Below are 20,452 nucleotides of genomic sequence, written 5' to 3'. Positions count from 1 at the left end.
AAGATGTGGGCGTGTCGCTAGGACGTGACCGGCCGGGTCGGAGAACTTACGTCATAGACCTGCGCAGGTCGTTGGTCGATCAGAACCTTCAGGACGCGTGACTTCAGATCCGAATCATCCTGGGTCCCCCACCGCACCACACGGTTATCCGCCAAGGTAATGGTCAGCTGCTGTCCGTCGGCACTGATCTTGCCTGTCATCTGACGCAGCTCAGAACTGAGCGCCGCCCACACCGTCTGGACCTGCTCAATTGCCTGCGCTCTGAGAGGGGCCTCAGATGGAAGCGCGACAACAGGCAGACCCTCGGGCGGATCCCCGGGTATCTCCACGCCGTCCTCGTCAATGACGCGGGCATTTTCACCGACCATTTCCACCATCACTGGCCTGCGAATGGTGATCGTAATGGTCAGCCCATCGGGCCACGAACGCTGCACCTGGCTGTCGCGTACCAGCGTCAGCGAGTTCACAGCCTGCACAACTGATGACATTGACAGTCGCGTAATCGGGGTTCCGCTGAATTCGTCGACGCTGGCAATCACCTGCTCGGCCGGTACGACCTCATTCGCGCCCTCGACGGTGATGCGCGAGGTCGTGAGGGCGAAAAGTGGCGAAAAGAAGATGGCCCAGATCGCCGCTGCAGCAAGGAGGACAGTGACAATAATCGACATCAGAGTGCGAAGAGACAGCCGTCTACGTGCTTTGCGTCGTTCATCAAGACGGGTGACCTTCGAGTTTTTCTGGCCCCTCGCGCGCCGCTCGCCGAATGCGTCGACCGCACTGGACGAGGACAGCGGCGTGCGCATCTGGCGTGGCCCGCGGATACGTTCCACCGACGCGGATCGCGTGGCCGACGCAGATCGCTGAGTCGAGGCGGGCCGCCTGCTCGATTCGGAATGCTGCGTTGATGCGGATCGCCCACCGACTGCATGGCGATCATGCACGGTGGAGCATTCAGGCTGTTCGGCAGGCTCGTGGGGAGGGCGAGGCCGGGGTGGTTGCCTCACTGCACGTCCCCGTTGCGCCATTCATCGAGAACGTCATCTGCGCATTGCGTGATTGAGCCGGCACCCATGGTCATCACTATGCCATGTTCTCCTGTCTGACGCGCTGCCAGGCGGGCAGCTTCATGCATGTCCGGGATCCATTGGGCTCGAGGCAGGTGCGCCACGATCAATCCGGAGTCGATTCCCTCGATCGGATCTTCACGCGCCGGGTAAATATCGGTGACGACCACATGATCCGCGTGCGCCAGAGCGTCAGCGAAACGCTGGGCAAAAGCTCGTGTGCGACTAAATAGATGCGGCTGGAAGACGACGGTTACCTCGCCGCCGTCAGCTACGATCCGGGCCTGCCTGAGAGCTGCTTCCACCTCGGTCGGGTGGTGCGCGTAGTCATCAATAACGCGTCTGGAGCCCACCTGGCCGCGAAGTTCGAATCGGCGACCTGTACTTGAAAAATGCGACAGACCGTTGGCAAGACGGCCGGCATCGACCCCCAGCGCGCATCCTGCCGTCCATGCACCCGCCGCGTTGAGCACGTTATGATCACCCACCACGGCGAGGCGAATCGTCGCCTCCAGCGCGTCGGGTCCGCACAGGTGGGCGCTCGAGCCACGATCAGTTGTCGCAGCATCAGTGATAGTCACATCCGGCACCGCCTCACAGCGTTCAGGGCGGCCATAGGTCAGCGTGGTGATGCCATCGCGACGAGCTGCCTGCGCCAACGCCCGCGCACCTCGATCTTCCGCACAGCACACCAGTGTCCCACCGGTAACGATACGGTGCGCAAAGTCCACAAATGCCTGCTCGAACGCCTCCGTTGAGCCGTAGTGATCCAGGTGGTCCGGCTCAACATTGGTGACGAGGGCGACTGTCGGATGGTAGTTGAGAAATGAGCCATCGGATTCATCTGCCTCGGCCACGAAAATGTCTCCGCCGCCCAGGTGCGCACCAGTGCCAAATTGGGGCACGATGCCGCCGATCGCGCACGAGGGATCTTCCCCTGCTTCAGCTAACGCAATAGTCAACATGGCAGATGTCGTAGTCTTGCCGTGCGCGCCGGCAACAGCGACAAAACGCATGCCGCTGGCGGCATAGGCAAGTGCCTGGGAGCGGTGAATAATACTCTGGCCACGCTCGGTGGCACGGACCAGTTCCGGATTCGTTGGACGCACTGCCGTCGAGACTACAACTGTGGCGTCGGCCGGGACCCGATCAGCGTCATGGCCGACATAGGCGTCAATTCCCGCTGCCTGAAGCCTGTCAATGACAGATGACGGATTCTGATCCGACCCGCTGACGGTACAACCACGAGCATGAAGCAGCTCTGCCACCACGCTCATACCGGCTCCGCCGACGCCAATGAGATGAACTGTGCTGATACCGGTTTGCGCGTTCATCTGCACATCTCCTCCACGAGGTCTGTCAGGCGCTCAGCGGCGTTGGCAGAGGATCCATGAGCTGACGCGCTGCGCATCCGGCTGAGGCGCTCCTGGTCAGTCAGTATGCCCATGACGTCGGTGCGTGCGCGTTCTACGGTGAAGTGCGCGTCGTTGATCAGCTCTGCACCGCCTGCTGCGACGTGGTCATGCGCATTCAGACGCTGCTCACCGTTGCCGATCGGGAGGGGGACATAGACGGCAGGCAGTCCGAGGGCGCTCAGCTCCGCGACGGTGCCGGCACCTGAGCGGCAGACCACCAGATCGGCCACGGCCAGCGCATCATGCATGTCAGTCGTGTAGTCCACCACGTGCCATCGGTGAGCCACTCCCGCCTCGTCAATACTGGCACGCACGGCATCGTCCTTGCCTTTACCGGTCAGGTGCAGAACCTGACAGCCCTCAGGCAGCTCGGAGGCGACGGATGCCATGACTGTGTTGATGTGAAGCGCCCCCAGGGAGCCGCCCGTGATGACCAGCGTGGTCAGATCCGGGTCAAGTCCGAAGCGCTGCGCGCCTTCGACGCGGGCGGTGCGGGCACCCTCGTCGGTGGTTCGCAGATGCGCCAGGCGCGCGATCTGCGGGCGGAGGGGCAATCCGACGACCTCGGTGCGTCCCTGTCGTGCTGCAAGCGGCGTGGAACCGAACGTGAGTGCGACGAGGGCGGCCCATCTGGCTCCCAGCCGGTTCGCCAGGCCGGGGCGCGCATTTTGTTCATGAATGGCGATCGGGATGTGCTCTGAACGTGCGGCAAAGTAGGCGGGGGTGGAGACGTATCCACCAAAACCCAACAACCCGTCAGCTCCTGTGATCACGTTGCGGGACTGCGCGATTGCGTGGCGCAGTCGCTGCGGAACTGTCAGCAATGCCGGGGTGGGTCGGCGTGGCAGGGGCACACGTTCAATTTCGTGAAACTCAAATCCTGCTGCCGGGACCAGATCTGCTTCCAGGCCTTCGCGCGTGCCGAGGATTCGCACATCCCATCCGCGCTCACGCAGACACGTGGCCGTTGCCAGCAACGGATTGACGTGACCGGCTGTGCCGCCGCCTGCCAGAACTATTGTGTGTGTCATCGCGCCTTCTGTGCCTGTCGTACTGGTCGTGTGCGCGCGGGACGCTTGTGAATGCGTCGGCGTGGATCGCGTCCTGCGGAAGCCTCGTCGGGAGAGCCGAACATTCGCATGCGAGCATTCGCGCGCGCACATGACGCTACCACCCCAACAGCGCTAGCGGTAAATACGAACGCCGAACCGCCCGAGGACACCAGCGGCAACGGCACGCCGATCACCGGGCCGATGCCGGTTACCGACATGACGTTGATGACGGTCTGAACAGCGATCCACGATGCGATGCCGCCGCACATAACAGCGGCAAAAAGCGATGTGGTTTCCCTGCTGACGCGCACCATTCCCCACACCATCAGCATCATGAGAACCAGGACCGAGCATGTGCCCAAAAGGCCGAACTCCTCGCCCACGATGGCAAGGATGAAGTCGGTGTGCGCGGCCTGGAGGTATTCCCACTTTTCACGCGATGCGCCCGGTCCCAGCCCCATCAGTCCTCCAGAGCCGAATGCCCACAGCGCGTGGTCAATCTGTTCGGGAGCTGAGGTGGAGCGCTCCGGCCCCATGCCGGGAATGATGGCGATGATGCGCCTCAGTCGCGTGGGGTTCTGCACGACGAGGAATGCCAGAATCGGGATCGCTGCCAGGATCGCATAGCCGAACCACTTCCTGGGCAGTCCTGCCACCCACAGCGCGCCAAAGGCACACGTGGCAACGACGAGGGCTGTCCCCATGTCGTGTCCGAGCATGACCAGGCCAAGCGCAACGGCGGTCGCACCACCACAGCGGATCGCCATTTGCTTGAAGTCATCACGGCGCGAATCCCTGCGGGCGACGAGCTGGGCCAAAGCGATGATGAGCGCCAGTTTAAGCAGTTCGGATGGCTGGATCAGGAACGGCAGACCGGGGATATGGATCCAGTTCGTGTTGCCGCCCTCGGCACGGCCAAACAGCGGCACCATGACCAGGGCCTGGAGGAGGCAGGCGAGTGCGAACAGCACAAGGGCTCCGGCGTAGTAGACCTTCTCGGGCACCATCTGTGCCACGAACATCATGATGAGCCCGATTGTCGTCAGCGCCAGCGGCTTCAGGAAAGCGATATAGGGGTTTTCACCCTGGGCAATGTTGGTGACGGCGGAGGCAGAAAACCCCATGAGCAGTCCGATCAGTGCCAGCAGCACTGCGGGGATGATGACGAGGTAGTAGGACGTGACAGGCGAGGATTCACGCACGGCAGATGACTGGCCTTCCCGCCCGAAGCGGATCGCCGGTATGCGATGCCACAGGCGCGCCAGCCGTTCGCGCGGACTGCGGGTCACCTGGTCCGCCACAATCTGCCTCCCCTACTTGTTGGTGTTCCACATGTCTTCCAGGCGCTGCACCGCCTGGGCAAAAACATCGCCTCGCTGGCCGTAGTTGTCGAACTGATCCCACGATGCGGTTGCCGGAGCCAGCAGCACGGTGTCGCCCGGTCGCGACAGGCCAACCGCCTCGTTCACCACCGAGAACATCCAGTCATCATGACCATCGACTTCCACGACAGGCACCGACGGAGCGTGCGCCGCCAGTGAGTTCCTCAAAGGCGCCCGGTCGACGCCAATGAGCACCACGCCGCGCAACAACGGGGCGACGCGGGTGACAAGGTCGTCGAAGTTCTGCCCCTTTGCGTCTCCCCCAGCAATCCAGATGGCAGTTCCCGGCGTGACACCAGCCAGGGAAGCAGCGGCGGCATGCGCATTGGTGGCTTTTGAATCATCAATCCACGTCATGTCCGCTGCGTGCGAGATAATGGCTCGCCGGTGGGCGGGTTGCGTGAAAGTGCGCAGACCCTCTGCAACAGCTTCGGGCGTCACTCCATGTGCGCGTGCAAGAGCGGCGGCCGCCAGCGCATCCATCAGGAGCGCGGGCGAGGGCTGTGCACCGGAGACATGAACGAGGTCATCGAATTCAGCCAGATGCAATGCGTGCGTGCGTCGTTCATCCAGAAAGGCCCGATCGACGAGGGTGTCCTCGACAATGCCGACCTGTGAGACAGCAGGGGTGCCCAGTGTAAATCCGATGGCGCGCGCCCCTTCAATGACGTCCGCGTTCTCCACCATTTTTTCGATGCGACGGTCAGCTGACGGATAAACGCATGCGATGCGTGTGTTTTCGTAGATGCGTGCCTTTGCCTGCGCGTAGGCCTCGACACTGCCGTGCCAGTTCAGATGGTCGGCATCGACGTTGAGGACAACGGACGCTTCCGGGGATACGGTGCGGGTCGAATACAGTTGGAATGAGGATGCCTCCACTGCAAACACGTCAGCATCATCGTCAATGAGCTGCGTGATGGGGACGCCGATATTGCCTACTTCGAGGGCATTCTCTCCGCCTGCGCGCAGCATGGCCGCCAGCATCGAGACCGTTGTGGTCTTGCCGTTCGTACCGGTGACCATCAGCCAGGGGCGGCCTGCATGCAGGCCGGATTCCTGCAGGAGCCACGCCAGTTCCATCTCGCCGACGATTGGGATATCCGCAGACAATGCCGATTGCCATACTGGCTCGTGGGGTGCGATTCCCGGAGACATGACGATCAGGTCGGGCGCGGTCTGCACGACGCGTGTGGCCAGTTCATCGGCGTCAGCGATAACCTCGACACGGTCGTTGTTTTCGGCAACGTCGTGCTGGTCGAAGCCCGTGACGTCCCAGCCTCGTGAACTCAGGGCGCGGCCTGCGGCCCGACCGGACATTCCCCATCCGATGATTGCTGCACGACCGGGTTGGGGCAGTTGTTCCATTACAGCCATGACACCCACTCCGCGTAGAACAGGCCGACGCCGATCACTGCCAGGAGTGCGGCGATCAGCCAGAAACGGATCACGATGGTGATTTCTTTCCAGCCCTTGAGTTCGAAGTGATGGTGAAGCGGCGCCATGCGGAAGACACGTTTGCGCGTCAGTTTGAACACACTGATCTGGATGACGTCAGACATCGTGATGATGACGAAGAGTCCGCCGATGATGACGGCCAGGAACTCCGTGTTCGTGAAAATCGACATGCCGGCGACTGCGCCGCCCAGGGCGAGAGATCCGGTGTCCCCCATGAAGATCTGTGCGGGTGAGGCGTTGAACCAGAGGAAACCGGCCAGCGCTCCCACCAGGCCGGCGCAGAAAATTGCCAGTGACAAGGGGTCACGGGTCGTGTAGCAGGCTGCCGTGTTGATCGTCGTTCCCCAGCACGACTGTGTCACCTGAAAAACTGAGATCAGCGCGTACGCTCCGAAGACGAAGATTGATGCGCCGGTCGCCAGACCATCCAGGCCGTCTGTCAGGTTCACGGCGTTGGACCATGCGGCAACCAGAAAGTTGACCCACAGGACGAACAGGATGCCGCCCACGATGATGCCCGCGAACGCCAGATCGATACCGGTGGGACGTGCCACGGATATCGCCGTCGATCCAGGTGTGATGCCGCGTTCGTTGGGTCGCATCAGTGCCAAAATGGCGAAGATGGAGCCGATCGCCACCTGCATGATGATCTTCGCACCTGCGTGCAGGCCAAGGGATCGTTGTTTGCGTATTTTGATGCCGTCGTCGAGCAGGCCGACGATTCCCAAGCCGACAAAGAGGAATGCGAGCAGGAGTGATGAATAGGCGGGCAGCGTGCGGTTTACGGCGTTGCCAGCAAGCCACGCGATGATGGTGGCGCCAATGAAGACAACGCCACCCATTGTCGGTGTGCCACGTTTGGTCAGGTGTTGGGTGGGGCCGTCCTGGCGGATGAACTGTCCGTATTGGTGACGGACAAGGAATCGGATAAACAGGGGTGTCAGGCCCAGTGAGAGCACCAGGCCGACCGCGAATGACGCAATAACCCCGATCATCGACTGCACCCGCTTTCCATCAGTGTTGCGGCAATCTGCCACGCATGAGATCCGTATGAGCCTTTGACTAACACAATGTCGCCGTCACGAACGGCGCTGGTGAGTTCGCCCAGTGTCTCATTCCAGTCTTCACTGTATGTCACTTCGGTGCCTGAATCTGTTTTCGCCTGCGCGTGGGAGGCAAGTGGCTGCGCATCAGCTGACCACGTGAAGATATGGGACACGCCTGCATCAAGTGCCATTTGGGCAACGTCTCGGTGCAGGGCCTCGGACTGCTCCCCCAGCTCCAGCATGGCGCCCAGCACTGCCACGGTTCGCGCATTGCGTTGAGCACCCAGATGCTTCAGAGCGGTCAGTGCTGCGCGCATGGAATCCGGGTTGGCGTTGTAGGCGTCATCGATCAGGATGATGGTGCGTCCCTCGTCCAGCGTGACTGTCTCGATGTCCATCCTGTGTGGTGATGATGGCCCCGAAGCGGTCAGGACTTGCGCAATGGTCTGCGTGTCGACGCCGCACGCGTATGCGCCGGCTGCGGCTGCCAGCGCGTTGTGCACATGATGCGCACCCACCAATGTCAGGTGCACGTGAGCACGTCCTTCGGGTGTGATTAGGTCGAATGCGGCGCGTTCGTCAGCGTCGATCGTAATGTTTTCCGCGCGGATCCACGTGTCGGTGAACTGCGGGTACTGAGTGCGCGTGGTGAATCCGATGATGCGTCCTGGCGCACGCTGAGCCATCGCCGCCACGTAGTCATCATCAGCGTTCAGTACAGCTGTCCCGTCAGGTTTCATGCCCTTAATCAGTTCGGCTTTTGCGGAGGCGGTGGCTTCGCGCGATCCAAAGCCTCCCAGATGCGCTGTGCCCACCATCAGTTCAATCGCCACATCCGGAGCGGCAATGCCGGTGAGCATGCGCAGATGTCCGGGCCCCGATGCACCCATTTCCAGCACCAGGTGACGTGTGTGTTCGTCGGCCTTGAGGACGGTCAGTGGCAGGCCAACCTCGTTATTGAAGGACAGTTTGGGCGCAACGGTCGGCCCGTCGGTCGCCATGAGCGCAGCAAGCAGATCCTTGGTGGTGGTTTTTCCGGCGGACCCTGTCACAGCAATGACATCGAGGGGGCCTGCCTGTCGCAGGTCCTCCAGATGTGCATGGGCGAGGACGCCGAGCGCCTCGGTCGATTCGGGGGTGACGATCTGGGTCAGTCCGGCCTGTGGTATTTCACGTTCGACCAGGGCGGCCACCGCTCCGTTGTCTCGTGCACTGGCGATGAAGTCGTGCCCGTCGGCGTTCTCGCCGCGACGGGCGACGTAGAGCGATCCTGCGGTTGCTTCACGCGAATCGGTGACCACTGATCCCGTGATCGTCACGTCAGGGCCGATCATCTGCCCGCCCACTGCTCGGGCTACCCATTCTGCTTGCCTGTTCATCGTCCTTCTTTCAGCAGGTTGTCCCTGTCCTCTATCATGAGCCCGGTCTGAGCGGGAATAGCTCTGCCTGTTCCTGTGATGCGGGAATTGCGAGATTTCGCACCGCCTGTGAGGCGACCTCCGCGAAGAGGGGCGCCGCCGAATCGGATGAGATCACTCCGACTTTCGGATTGTAGAGCACAACTGACACTGCGATCTGAGGCGCTTCGGCGGGGAGGACACCTGCCACAGTGGATACGGTTGCGGGCACGCCGTCCACGAAGATGTCAGCAGTACCCGTTTTGAGGGCCAGCCGGTATCCGTCCATCTTGGCTGTCTGCCCAGTGCCGACGTCCGTCGCCACGGTCGATTCCATCATCTTCAGCAGGTCGGATGCACTCTGTGCGCTCATCGCCTGGACTGGTTGGACTGGGTCGGGGGTATGGACAGTACCGTCGGCCAATTGCCACGAGTCGATGATGCGTGGCGGCATGCGCACGCCGCCGTTGCCGATTGTGGCCATCATCGTGGCTTCCTGGACGGCTGTCATGGAGTAGGACTGTCCGAACATGGACACCCATTTGTCTCGTCCGATCCACTGGTCGGGTGTGCGAACCACGCCGGATGATTCGCCGGCCAGTTCAATGCCGCTAGGGGCACCGAGACCCAGTTTCAGCATCATGTCATACCGGTCGGCATCGTCAACGGTCTGGCCAATCAGGATCGTGCCTGTGTTGGATGATTCTGCCAGGATTCCTGTTGCCGTCATTCGTTCTGTGGGATGCTCGTGGAAGTCACTAATCGGGCCGTCAGCTCCCGGCAGGTCGTCCAGAGAGTAGGGCACGGTAAATTCACTGGTCGGGGTGATTGTGCCCTTATTCAGGGCTGTGGCCACGGTGACGACCTTGCCGACCGATCCGGGTTCAAATGCATATTGGACGGCGGAAACCGGCTGAGGTGTGGCACTGTTGGGCGCGGTGGAATTGGAATCAGCCAGGGCGAGGATTCGTCCGGTCTTCACGTCGGTGATGACGACGGCACCCCAGTCGGCGCTGTGTGCTTTCACGCGCGCATCGAGGGCTTCCTGGACACCATGCTGAAGGTCGGCGCGAAGTGTTGTGCGCACCGATCCGCCTGAGACCGGTTCAACCACTGTGTGCTTTCCGCCCGGCATAATGGCGCCGTTCGGAGCAATTTCGAAGGCTTCACGTCCGGCGCTGCCCTGCAGAATCTGATCCATCGTGGCTTCAAGACCGGAGGCGCCGACCCCCTCGGCATTGATGGTGCCAATGACGGGACCTGCGGTCGAGCCATTGGGGTAGGTGCGCTCAAAAGCTGATTCCCACTCAATGCCGTAGATGTCCATGGCACGAATCTTGCGATAGGTCACCGCATCCACGTTCTTCTTGACGTAGGCATACGTCGAATCACCGACCATCAGTCCGCCCAGTTCGACCGGATCCATCTTGAGCAGTGGGGCAAGCTGCGAGGCTGCTGCTGCCGGCCCGATCTGACCGTCATGTTCGTAGGTGCGGATATTGATCTGGTTGACGGCAATGTGGTAAGTCTGCACGGATTCAGCTAGAACGATTCCGGTGTCATCAGTAATGGAGCCACGTTGAGCGGTGATATCAGAGGCCGATGTTCGCACTTCGAGGCCTTCGGCAGCCAGAGCTGGCCCCTGGACGATTTGCAGCAGGAAGAGGCGCAGCACGCATGCGCACAGTGCGAAAAGGGTGATGAACAAGATCCAGTGGGCGCGCCGAGCCGACTCCTGCCGCCCCGCACGAGTGTTCATCTAGTGAGCCTTTCTAGCTGCGCGTTATTCACTACGAAAAGCGGCCTGGCCGCCCTCGACGGTGCCGTTCGACAACGTGACGAACCCGGTGGGTCCTGCCGGAACCATACCAAGATCGCGTGCAGATTTTTCGAGGGCCTGAGGTGACGATGCGTTGTGCAGTTGCGTCTGCAGGGTCCACGCTTCAGCATCTAGCGCGTTGACCTCCAGCTGCATCTCCCTGATCTCAAACGCAGTTTCAGCCATCTGCGTGTTGACGACCAGCGGCACGACAATTGCCGCCAGCAGAATCGCGATCGCCAGGAGTGCGAGCGGGATGACTGAGCGCTGCGGAATCTTTCCCTCGATCAGGTGCAGGGTGGGCCGCAGCGTGTCGCGGGTACGGGATGCTGGACGTGTACGCGCCACTGCTTCGTTTGTCATTGTGGCCTCCATGGGGAACGGATTTCGACGGCACGCACGCGCACGGATCGTGATCGAGGGTTGGATTCCTGTTCAGCGCTGTCAGCTTGAAGAGCGCCACGTGTGACCAGTGTCAGTGTCGCCTTCATGGACTCAGGCACCACCGGCAGTCCGGGCGGCGCATTGTCACGGGCGCCCTGAGCGAAGATCTCTTTGACGATGCGGTCTTCGAGGGACTGGTAGGCTTCGACAACCATTCGTCCGCCCACGCGCAGATGGCTCAGTGCCTGCGGAATGGCGGCCCGCAAAATGTCCAGCTCGTTGTTGACGGCAATTCGCAGCGCCTGGAACGTGCGTTTGGAGGGGTTTCCGCCCGTGCGGCGTGCCGGCGCAGGGATGGCGCGTTTGACCAGATCCGCCAGCTGTCCGGTTCTCGTGATGGGCTGCTCGGCGCGCTCTTTGACAATCAACGTGGCGATGCGGTGCGCAAAGCGTTCCTGCCCGAAGGTGCGCAGGATGTCCGTCAGTTCCTGCATGCTCGCATCTGCAATGAGTTCGGCTGCGCTGCGTCCACGGGTCGGGTCCATGCGCATGTCGAGGGGTGCGTCATGCGCGTAGGAAAAGCCTCGCTCTGTCTCATCGAGCTGCAGTGAGGAGACGCCCAGATCCATCAGGACGGCATCTGCCAGTCCGTCTGCCGAGTGGTCGTCAATGACCTGGCCGATTTGATCGTATGTTGTGTTCACGGCTTCGAAGCGCTGTCCATATTCGCGCAGACGTTCGCTTGCCAGCGCAATGGCCTGCGGGTCGCGGTCAATTCCGACCACACGGATGTGGGGAAAGCGTGTCAAGGCTGCGTGCGTGTGACCGCCCATTCCCAGGGTGGCGTCGATCAGAAGAGAGTCGGGCCGAGTGAGGGCAGGGGCGAGCAGATCCATGCACTGGTCGACAAGGACGGGTGTGTGCAGCTGAGCTGCATCGCGTGTAGTTTCTGCGCTCACGTCGCCTCCTTGTCCGTGATCTGCCTGTGTGCGTTCTTCCCACCTGCTTCTCCCCCGCCGATCTGCCATCGGGGAAGTGATGTCAGAGCGTCGGGCGGAGGGCACGGTGGGGTCAGAACATTCCGGGGATGATTTCGTCCGCTGTATTGGCGAAAACATCTTCTTGGACGGTGAGGTACTCGCGCCACGCTGTGGTGTCCCAGATTTCAGCACGTGCGCCAGCTCCAATGACTGTGAGTTCCCGGTCAAGTCCGGCGTATGCTCGCAGGTCAGCTGGAACGACAACGCGTCCTTGTTTGTCTGGAATTTCCTTGTAGGCACCTGAGAGCATGACGCGAACCCAGTCGCGCGCCTGTTTCGATGACAAGGGCGCGCGCATCAGTTCTTGTGCCATGGACTCAAACTCATGGGCAGGGAATGCGTAGATGCAGTGTTCCTGACCACGGGTGAGGACGATTCCACCTTCCATGTCGTCACGGAAACGAGCAGGCAGAATGACACGCCCTTTGTCGTCGAGCTTCGGCTCGTACGTTCCCAGGAACATGCCACACCTCCCTTCCCCTCCGTGACACGCAGCTCCACTTTAACCCACTTTCAACCACTATGGGAACATTTTGTGCCCATGTTTCGGTTTATTTTGAAAATAAACGTTGGAAAATCGCGTAAAAATCAGGGTGGAGGAAGGTGGAGGGAAAATTCTCGACGCCGGGTGTTGACGGGCATGAATATGTGCCACATCGAGGCATATCAGGGTCGGGCTGCAGATTTCGCAGGGGTATTCCCTCATCGATGAGGGGTCAGCACACGCAGTGGTGCACAGTGGTGGACGTCCACGACGCTCGCGGCGCGGTGATATCAGTGGGCAGCCAGCGCCAACTCACGTCAGTCACCCTCGTCGATGAGGGCACAAAAGAATGAGCGGCGGCAAGAATGGAGAACGAAGGAACGGCGAGTGTGCAGTGACTAGTCGCGGCCGCGTTCGTCCCAGCGGCGATTTTGATTCGCAACGAAATCCGTCCAACGTCCACTGGACGGCTTCGTGCCAGACTTCTTCGACGAGGCGGGATCCACCGGGCGCGTATGCAACGCGAAGAGAATACCGGCGACCATGATGCAGAATCCGAGCACTCCCAGAAGGATCGACCATATGCCGTAACCGAGCGTCACACCACCGAGCACCACACACATGCCGATGACAGCGAAGAAAGCGCCGAGGATCATGTTGCGCGGGGAGAGTTTGGAGCGCCGAGGGGAATCAGCGGAAGTGTCGTACGAGGAACGTGCACGTGAGGATCGCGAGGTGCGAGCCGACATGGTCGAGGCGAGTTCCGGATCGTCCTCACGCAGCTGGCTCTCCATTTGTTCGAGTATTTCTTTTTCATAGTCGGACAGGGCCATCGCGCACCTCCTTCGGCTGTGGACGTTACGGATCCAGTGTAACGGTCTAAGGTTCCCTAAGACCATTCGGGCCACGATCTGCAGGCGACACATCGTCTTTTTTGACGCTAGTGCCCAGCAAAGAAGCTGGTCGCAATGCTCCGTCACCGAAACGCTCACTGGCGTGATCCATCGCTTCCTCCACAGCCCGCGAGCGCCCGTCATTGTCCATCAGGACCGCCACGCCGTCCCGGCGCAGCTGCAGATTTTCGGCTCGCACGCCCATGAGTCTGACTCCCCCGCTCGGCATCACTTCGGCTGCAAACAGGTCGTGGGCAGCGCGGGCAATGACGCGGCCTTCATCGGTAGGCGCCACCAGTGTGGCGGATCGTGTGATCGTGCGGAATGAGGCATCGCGCATCTTCATCGTAACCGTCCACGCCACCTGTCCGCCTGCTCGCAGTCGACGAGCGCACTTGTGGGCGGCTCGCACGATGAACTGCTCAAGGTCACGCCGGCTGATCACGTTCGTCTCAAAGGTTGTTTCGGTTCCGACCGATTTTTCTTCGCGTTCCACATGCACGCGCCTGCGGTCGATGCCCCACGCCAGGTCGTGCAAGTGGTGCGCACTGGCCACTCCCAACAGCTTCGTCAACCGTGTCATCGGCATCTGCGCCAACTGGGCGACACGTTCAACGCCTTCCTGCTGCAGCACATCCAGCGTTCGACCTCCCACGCCCCACAACACGCCCACTGGCAAACTGTGCAGAAATGCCACCGTCTGATCCTCAGGTATCAGCAGCAGTCCGTCCGGCTTGGCGTGTGATGACGCGATCTTTGCAACGGATTTCGTGGAGGCGATCCCGACTGAGGCCGGCAGGCCGACCTCCTCCCGGATTCGCCTGCGGATGAGATGTCCGATCGTGGTGGGTGACCCGAGCCGGCGCCTGGCGCCGGCGACATCCAGGAAGGCCTCGTCAATACTGACCTGCTCAACCAGTGGCGTGATCTGAGCGAGGATCGCCATCACGCGCGTCGAGTATGCGCTGTATATTTCCCGGCGCCCGGAGACCACCTGCGCACTGGGGCACAGTGCGCGCGCCCGCGCCATCGGCATACCGGCACGCACTCCGAATTCACGTGCTTCGTAGGTTGCGGATGTGACCACGCCCCGCATTCCTGATCCGCCGACGATCAGCGGTCTGCCACGCAGCTGCGGATTTTCCAGCAGTTCAACCGAAGCAAAGAAGGAGTCCATATCCACGTGGATGATCGGGGTGGCTGAATCGTCATCGCCCCAGTTGCGTTTGGCGCGCTTGTCGCGCGGCGCGTTCGACATGGCTCCTCCCCTCATCACTATCTTAGGGGCGTTACAGTAACGGGTATGTCTTCACGCGACGCTCACGAATTTGCGATCTCCACTGGCTCGGCACGGGTGACGTGGGATGGTTCCCATGCGACAGTGTTCGTCAACGGTGCGGAGTCCTCCAGTGTCGATGTCGACCATCCTGAGGTGCTCGAATTTGAATACATGCAGCATATGGATGCCGCCCTCGAAGCGCTTGCACCATCACCTGAGCCGGTGCGTGTCCTCCATATCGGCGGAGCCGGCTGCGCTCTGGCATGGGCATGGAGCATCAAGCGTCCACAGTCGCGCCATTGCGTCGTTGAAATCGATGAAGATCTGGCGCACACCGTGCGTGACCTGTTTGATCTGCCGCGCTCGCCTCAACTCAAGATACGTGTGGGCGAAGGGCGCCAGGTCCTCGATTCGACACGCCCTGAGCGGTGGGACGTCATCGTACGTGACGCTTTTTCCGATCAGAGCGTGCCCCGCCAGTTGATGACGCTTCAGGCGGCTCGATCAGCATGGGATGCCCTCGTACCGGGTGGACTGTACGTGGCCAACGTGCCGCACGGTGGGAAGGCAAACGGGCGCCCTGACGTTGCTGCAATCAGCGAGGCGTTCGGCGAAGTTGTCGCCGTTGCGGACCCGAAGGTGGCGCGTTCAGGCAGGTGGGGCAATGTCATGGTGGCCGGACGGAAGACGGTCCGCGACCAGTCGCCGCACTTTGCGCCGCTGGATGTTGCCCAGTTGGACCGGCTGCTGCGCAAGCTCGCACTTCCAGCGCGCATCATGGCAGGTAAGTCGTTAAACCAGTGGATTGCGGGGGCTCGGCCTATGGAAGATCCACAGGGCGAATGATGCGTACGTGAGCACGCCGCGCATTCACGATCACACCGATCACCCCGATGAGCAGTGTGATGGCCTGGATGGACATCGCCACGCGGAACTCGCTCCACCCGTATTCGCGTGTTGGGTTCAACAGGTCAAGGACGACGCCGATGACCTGCACTGTCACGATCGTGGCAACGAAACCGCCCATATTGACCGTTCCGGTTGCCGTACCCAGGCGGTGTTCGGGTGAAGAGCGGCGCACAAAGTCGAATGCAATTGTTGAAGCGACGCCGCTGACGGGAAGCACGATTCCCAGCAAGAATGCTGCCCAGGCACCGGCAGGCTGCACGCGAGCCAGCACGATGACCCATGCGAAGGTGGAGGCAGCGGCCGCGGCCAACACGCCCAGAACTCTGCCACCGGGTCGTAACGCGGTCAGCTGACCGACGACTGGACCGATCGCAATATTGACGCAGGTGAATGCTACGAGCACCGCTGAGGCGACAGCGGGGCTCAGTCCCATGCCGAGAGTCATGAACGGAACGCCCCACAAGAGTGTGAACGTCATGCCGGGCATTCCGCCTGTCCAGTGGGCAAAGAACCCGAGCCATGTCGACGGGTCACGCATGACGAACTTAATGGTAGTCAGTGCGTGCTCCCCCTGCTGATCTGAACGCTCACGTTTCGCTCCGGGTTTGTCCGCAACAGCCAATCCGATGAGGAGGGTTGCCGAAAATCCAATACCCGCCAGGATGCAAAAGGCTGGAGTCCAGCCGAAGGCGCGCAGCGCCCACAGGAAGGGAACGGCTGACACCACCTGACCGAGCAGTCCGACAATTGCGGTGAGCTGAGTCATCAGCGGTACGCGAAATGGGGTGAACCAGCTCGGTACCAGGCGCAGCACAGAAATAAAGGCCGTCGCGTCACCCACTCCCAGCAGAATGCGGGCAGCAAATGCCAGCGGCAAGTTCGTCGCGCACGCCATGGCAATGTGGGCGATGGACACGAGGGCTGCGCCGACCATGAGAACGCGTCGCGGCCCCCACCGATCCAGCGCAAGTCCCGATGGGATCTGCATCGCAGCGTAGACGAACAGCTGCACGGAGGAGAACGCAGCCAACACGGATGCGGGCATGGCGAAACGATCCATCGCTTCAATACCGGCAACGCCCAGGGATGTACGTGCAGCAACGGCCAGCACGTAGGCGAACATGGCGCTCGTCCAGACGAGAAGTGCCCGCCTAGTCATCGGATGGCTGCTGAGGGGGTCCCCATGTCGGATCGGCACGGTGGCGCAGGGTCTGGTTACGTTCGGTTGCCTCACTGTCGTTGCCGCGGTCACGCAGGCGTCGCAGAACATCCTCGACAGTTTCGCGCTGGCCCTGTGATGGGCGCGCCGATGATTCGCTTTCGGCGCCACGAGCAGGACGCGCGTGGAAGGAACCTTCTTTGAGGCGGTCGAGGACATCATCAATGGTGACCTGATCCTCCTCGTCACCCTGCGTTGCCTCGTCGGTGTTCGCGCTGGTCGCGTCAGCCTCGGCTGAACGCTGTGAGCGGGTACGCAGGAACTCCTCGATGGTCTCGGTAATGTCCTCCGCCGACATTGCGGAGCTTTCCGAGTCAGGCAGCCGGAAGGTTTCCGTGCTGTTCGACGCGGTCGCCAGCGCGTCATAGTGCTTTTCGAGGGCGGCGATGGTACGCGAGACTTCCTCGTTGGCCTCAATGAGCTGAGTTACCTGGTCAATCTCCTCGCTGGCACCGCGCTCCAGGTCGCCAACCGGAAGAGACAGGTCAGCGTAGTCCGACAGCGAGGTCAACAGCGCTGAAGCGGCACGCGGGTACTGCGTGTCAGACATGTAATACGGCACTGCCGCCAGCATGGTCACACCGTCAATGCCCTGACTGGCCAGGTGGGACTGCAGGAATGACGTCATGGGTGCCGGAAAGCGCATCGTTCCCGACATCTGTGGCTGCTCAGGCAACAAGGAGCCGTCTGTGGCGTGCATATGAACAGGTGTGGGCCGTGTATGCGGCACACCGGAAGGGATGCCGTGCAGCGAGAACGAGATCTCCACGCCTGCCTGCTCGGCAAGGTGGGACACGGCTCGGACGAACGTTTCCCACTTCGCGTCGGGTTCAGGCCCGTGGAGAACCAGCAGCGGCACTCCCGCATCGTCGTAGACCAGGTCAAGTGCAATTTCAGGCACTTCAAGAGAGGTTGTCACCCAGTCGTCAATATTCATCACAGGGCGGTGTGAGCGGTAGTCGATGAACATGTCCGACTCAAACGTGGCCACGCGTTGGGTGTCCAGCGTGTGCAACAGTTGCTCGATTGCGAGGTGGCCGGCGGTTCCCGCATCCATCGCACCGTCAAAGTGTGTCAGCAAAATGGGGGCACGCGCGCCTTTGGCGGGGCCGTCGTCGTACGCTTCTCGGTCGTCCAGGAACTGATCAAGCGTATTGTCAGCCATCGCTGCCTCCTTTCAGCTGTGTCGCTACTACCACGGTACCCAAATCCGTGCCCTCAGGCGAGCTTTGAGCTACAAGGTGAAATTTCTATCTCGCTGTATATGCCGAAGTCCTCCAGATAGGGCACAATAGTATGCCGTCAGTTAGCCAGGAGGATGCATGTTCGAACCCGTCGACGCAGGCTCACAGGACCCCGAGATTGCTCATGAGCAGGCTGTCGTTGATGCGACGTACCACCGACTTGACCAGTTGAAGGATGAGTACCGTCTGGCGCAGGAACGCGCCCACCGCCAGCATGGTGTCGGCAACGCTCAGGGATTCACAGAACGTGACGTGCTCTCAGCACACTTCTCTGACCTGCGTGAGCGCCTCGATCAGGTGGAGGACCGCCTGGTGTTCGGCCGGATCGACATGGAAGATGACCTCACTCACTATGTGGGTCGCATCGGCATCTCAACTGCCGAGGGCGAACCCATGCTGATTGACTGGCGCGCCCCCGCTTCGCGACCCTTTTACCAGGCGACGGCCATTGATCCACAGGGTGTAATCCGGCGGCGCCACCTGACCACCCGAGCCCGCCGCGTCACCGCAATCGAAGATGAAGCACTGGATCAGGAGGCCGCAAACAAGCGGAATATGACGCTCCAGGGCGAAGGCGCACTCATGTCCGCACTGAGCGAAGCCCGTCAGGGCCACATGACCGACATTGTGTCGACCATTCAGGCCGAGCAGGACAGCGTGATCCGCTCAGAAGATTCCGGCCTGGTCATCGTTCAGGGTGGTCCGGGAACCGGGAAGACCGCTGTTGCGCTGCATCGCGCCGCCTACCTGCTGTACACACAGCGTGACAGGCTCCAGCATTCCGGTGTCCTCCTGATCGGCCCCTCCCACGTTTTCCTGCGCTACATCGAGCAGGTATTGCCGTCTCTAGGTGAAACAGGCGTCGTGTCCGTGACGATGGGTGACCTGCTGCCCGGATTCCATGCACAGGCCCACGACAGCGAGCGCGTGGCACGCATCAAAGGCAAGGCGGTGTGGCAGTCGATTATTCGCCGCGCAGTCAAGGGGCTGCAGCGCGTACCTGACGCTGATCAGGAGCTGCGCGTGTGGTCACGCACCGTCACGCTGACCGTAGAGGACATCCGCGCCGCACATGCTCACGCCCGCCGCACGGGCAAGCCCCACAATGAGGCGCGTGACGGTTTTGCGCTGGAGCTCATGGATGTTCTGGCGCGCCGACTGGCTGCCGATGAACGTGATCGCCGTTCGCGCGAAGGGGTGCATGACGTGGACGGCAACGACGTGGAGATGTGGCGTCAGGAGATCCGTGATTCGGTGGATGCTCGTCGCGCCATCAACCTGGCGTGGATGCCGACTTCTCCGCTCACGTTGCTGGAGAGGATTTTTGCTCGCCCGGGCTATCTGGAACAGCTCAACGCTTCGGTTCCCAATCGCCTCACTTTCGATGAGATTGCTGGGCTTCGGCGCCCGAAAGGTTCCCCGCTGACAGTCAGTGATATTCCTCTGCTTGATGAGTGTGCGGAGCTGCTGGGGACATCCTCGGCCTTGCGTGAGCGTGAGGATAATGAGCGCGCCGAGCGTCTGGCATATGCGCGCGAAGCCATTGAGCGCCAAAACCTGGGCGACGGTATCGTCACGGCTCAGATGCTGGCTGATGCGACACGTGAAGGGGAATCTCATTCGTCACTGGCTGAGCGTGCGCGACGCGACCGGTCGTGGACATATGGGCATATCGTCGTGGATGAGGCTCAGGAGCTCTCCCCTATGGCGTGGCGCGCTCTGTTGCGCCGCTGCCCGTCCCGCTCGTTTACTGTCGTCGGTGATCTCGATCAGCGTCGCGGACATGATCGCCCGTCCACGTGGCACGAGGCTCTTGGGCCAGCTGCGCGCGCCTTGAGCGAGGAGTATGTGCTGACGATCTCGTATCGCACGCCTCGCCAGCTCATTGACCGTGCTCAGCGCGTTATGGCGGCGGTAGGCGAACCCATGTCCGGTGAGCTTCAGGCTGTGCGTGATGTGACCGATGCCTATGAGCTCACGCATCTCGCGCAGGAGCACCAGCCACCCTCGTCACCTGAAACAGACGACATGTGGGAGCCGACGCGTGAGGCGATTCGGCGAGAATTGTCCGTACTTGACCACACGGTTGGGATTGGACGAGGGCGCCTGGCCATCATCATGGGATCGGAGCGCGCCGACCAGTGGAACGCTGACACAGATGGGCACACCACTCTCAGTGAGCGGGTCGCAGTGCTGAGTGCGACGGCCGCGAAGGGGCTGGAGTTTGACTCAGTTATCGTGGTGGAGCCTTCTGAGATTCTGGGCGACGGGCCGGGTGATCTTTTTGTGGCGCTGACGCGATCCACTCAGCGCCTGCATATCGTCTCCAGCGGACAGGTTCTGTCCGGACTTGAACAGAACTGACTTTCA

Annotated in this window: 17 protein-coding genes; 2 read left to right on the top strand and 15 right to left on the bottom strand. The window is 61.3% G+C overall.

Features of this window, described 5'->3' with window-relative positions; translation table 11 throughout:
* Positions 1-17 precede the first annotated feature (17 nt).
* The 13 genes from QP093_RS03200 to dinB all read right to left on the bottom strand — a co-directional run bounded on the left by QP093_RS03200 (position 18) and on the right by dinB (position 14,689).
* Positions 18-1,004 (bottom strand): cell division protein FtsQ/DivIB, encoded by a 987-nt coding sequence (locus QP093_RS03200; RefSeq protein ID WP_285014638.1) that lies wholly within the window; start codon positions 1,002-1,004, stop codon positions 18-20.
* The gene (murC, locus tag QP093_RS03195) at positions 1,001-2,398 is read right to left on the bottom strand and encodes a UDP-N-acetylmuramate--L-alanine ligase (RefSeq protein WP_285014636.1); all 1,398 of its coding nucleotides are present in this window, start codon (positions 2,396-2,398) and stop codon (positions 1,001-1,003) included. The genes QP093_RS03200 and murC overlap by 4 nt, the downstream gene beginning before the upstream one ends.
* Positions 2,395-3,510 (bottom strand): undecaprenyldiphospho-muramoylpentapeptide beta-N-acetylglucosaminyltransferase, encoded by a 1,116-nt coding sequence (gene murG / locus QP093_RS03190; protein WP_285014634.1) that lies wholly within the window; start codon positions 3,508-3,510, stop codon positions 2,395-2,397. The genes murC and murG overlap by 4 nt, the downstream gene beginning before the upstream one ends.
* A complete protein-coding gene (locus QP093_RS03185) occupies positions 3,507-4,832 on the bottom strand; it encodes an FtsW/RodA/SpoVE family cell cycle protein (protein ID WP_285014632.1) in 1,326 nt (441 codons plus the stop codon). Before QP093_RS03185 ends, murG begins: the two co-directional genes overlap by 4 nt.
* A gap of 12 nt (positions 4,833-4,844) precedes the next feature.
* Positions 4,845-6,278 (bottom strand): UDP-N-acetylmuramoyl-L-alanine--D-glutamate ligase, encoded by a 1,434-nt coding sequence (gene murD / locus QP093_RS03180; protein WP_058236466.1) that lies wholly within the window; start codon positions 6,276-6,278, stop codon positions 4,845-4,847.
* Positions 6,278-7,363, bottom strand: a complete 1,086-nt coding sequence (gene mraY / locus QP093_RS03175) for a phospho-N-acetylmuramoyl-pentapeptide-transferase (protein ID WP_058236862.1) — start codon at positions 7,361-7,363, stop codon at positions 6,278-6,280. The genes murD and mraY overlap by 1 nt, the downstream gene beginning before the upstream one ends.
* A complete protein-coding gene (locus QP093_RS03170; RefSeq protein WP_070725890.1) occupies positions 7,360-8,793 on the bottom strand; it encodes a UDP-N-acetylmuramoyl-tripeptide--D-alanyl-D-alanine ligase in 1,434 nt (477 codons plus the stop codon). Before QP093_RS03170 ends, mraY begins: the two co-directional genes overlap by 4 nt.
* A gap of 34 nt (positions 8,794-8,827) precedes the next feature.
* Positions 8,828-10,570 carry a peptidoglycan D,D-transpeptidase FtsI family protein gene (locus QP093_RS03165; RefSeq protein ID WP_285014628.1) on the bottom strand — a complete coding sequence of 581 codons (1,743 nt, stop codon included), beginning with the start codon at positions 10,568-10,570 and terminating at the stop codon, positions 8,828-8,830.
* A 24-nt stretch (positions 10,571-10,594) separates the two neighbouring features.
* Entirely contained in the window at positions 10,595-10,993 is a 399-nt protein-coding gene (gene ftsL, locus QP093_RS03160; RefSeq protein WP_092648468.1) for a cell division protein FtsL, read from the bottom strand.
* Complete coding sequence (gene rsmH, locus QP093_RS03155; RefSeq protein WP_285014624.1) at positions 10,990-11,973, bottom strand: 16S rRNA (cytosine(1402)-N(4))-methyltransferase RsmH; 984 nt, start codon at positions 11,971-11,973, stop codon at positions 10,990-10,992. The genes ftsL and rsmH overlap by 4 nt, the downstream gene beginning before the upstream one ends.
* Before the next feature lie 112 nt (positions 11,974-12,085).
* Positions 12,086-12,517, bottom strand: a complete 432-nt coding sequence (gene mraZ / locus QP093_RS03150; protein WP_058236461.1) for a division/cell wall cluster transcriptional repressor MraZ — start codon at positions 12,515-12,517, stop codon at positions 12,086-12,088.
* A 419-nt stretch (positions 12,518-12,936) separates the two neighbouring features.
* Entirely contained in the window at positions 12,937-13,371 is a 435-nt protein-coding gene (locus QP093_RS03145) for a DUF3040 domain-containing protein (RefSeq protein ID WP_058236460.1), read from the bottom strand.
* A gap of 46 nt (positions 13,372-13,417) precedes the next feature.
* Positions 13,418-14,689 (bottom strand): DNA polymerase IV, encoded by a 1,272-nt coding sequence (dinB, locus tag QP093_RS03140; RefSeq protein WP_285014621.1) that lies wholly within the window; start codon positions 14,687-14,689, stop codon positions 13,418-13,420.
* A 45-nt stretch (positions 14,690-14,734) separates the two neighbouring features.
* Between dinB and QP093_RS03135 the strand changes: the two genes are divergently transcribed.
* Positions 14,735-15,556 (top strand): spermidine synthase, encoded by an 822-nt coding sequence (locus QP093_RS03135; protein WP_070725902.1) that lies wholly within the window; start codon positions 14,735-14,737, stop codon positions 15,554-15,556.
* Here the strand turns inward: QP093_RS03135 and QP093_RS03130 are convergent.
* Both QP093_RS03130 and QP093_RS03125 read right to left on the bottom strand, forming a co-directional pair.
* Positions 15,531-16,778, bottom strand: coding sequence for an MFS transporter (locus QP093_RS03130; protein WP_285014618.1), 1,248 nt, complete (start codon positions 16,776-16,778; stop codon positions 15,531-15,533). The two genes, QP093_RS03135 and QP093_RS03130, sit on opposite strands and share 26 nt — an antisense overlap.
* Positions 16,771-18,003 carry a PAC2 family protein gene (locus tag QP093_RS03125; protein WP_285014617.1) on the bottom strand — a complete coding sequence of 411 codons (1,233 nt, stop codon included), beginning with the start codon at positions 18,001-18,003 and terminating at the stop codon, positions 16,771-16,773. Before QP093_RS03125 ends, QP093_RS03130 begins: the two co-directional genes overlap by 8 nt.
* 157 nt (positions 18,004-18,160) lie before the next feature.
* On the opposite strand from QP093_RS03125, the gene QP093_RS03120 reads away from it, so the two are divergent.
* On the top strand, positions 18,161-20,446 hold the full coding sequence (locus tag QP093_RS03120) for a HelD family protein (protein WP_058236455.1): 2,286 nt from the start codon (positions 18,161-18,163) through the stop codon (positions 20,444-20,446).
* Positions 20,447-20,452 lie beyond the last annotated feature (6 nt).

This window comes from Pauljensenia sp. UMB10120 (assembly GCF_030212035.1).
GTDB classification, from domain to species: Bacteria; Actinomycetota; Actinomycetes; order Actinomycetales; family Actinomycetaceae; genus Pauljensenia; species Pauljensenia radingae_A.
The sequence above is the reverse complement of the archived record's forward strand: the minus strand, read 5'-3'. Positions and strand labels throughout refer to the sequence as shown.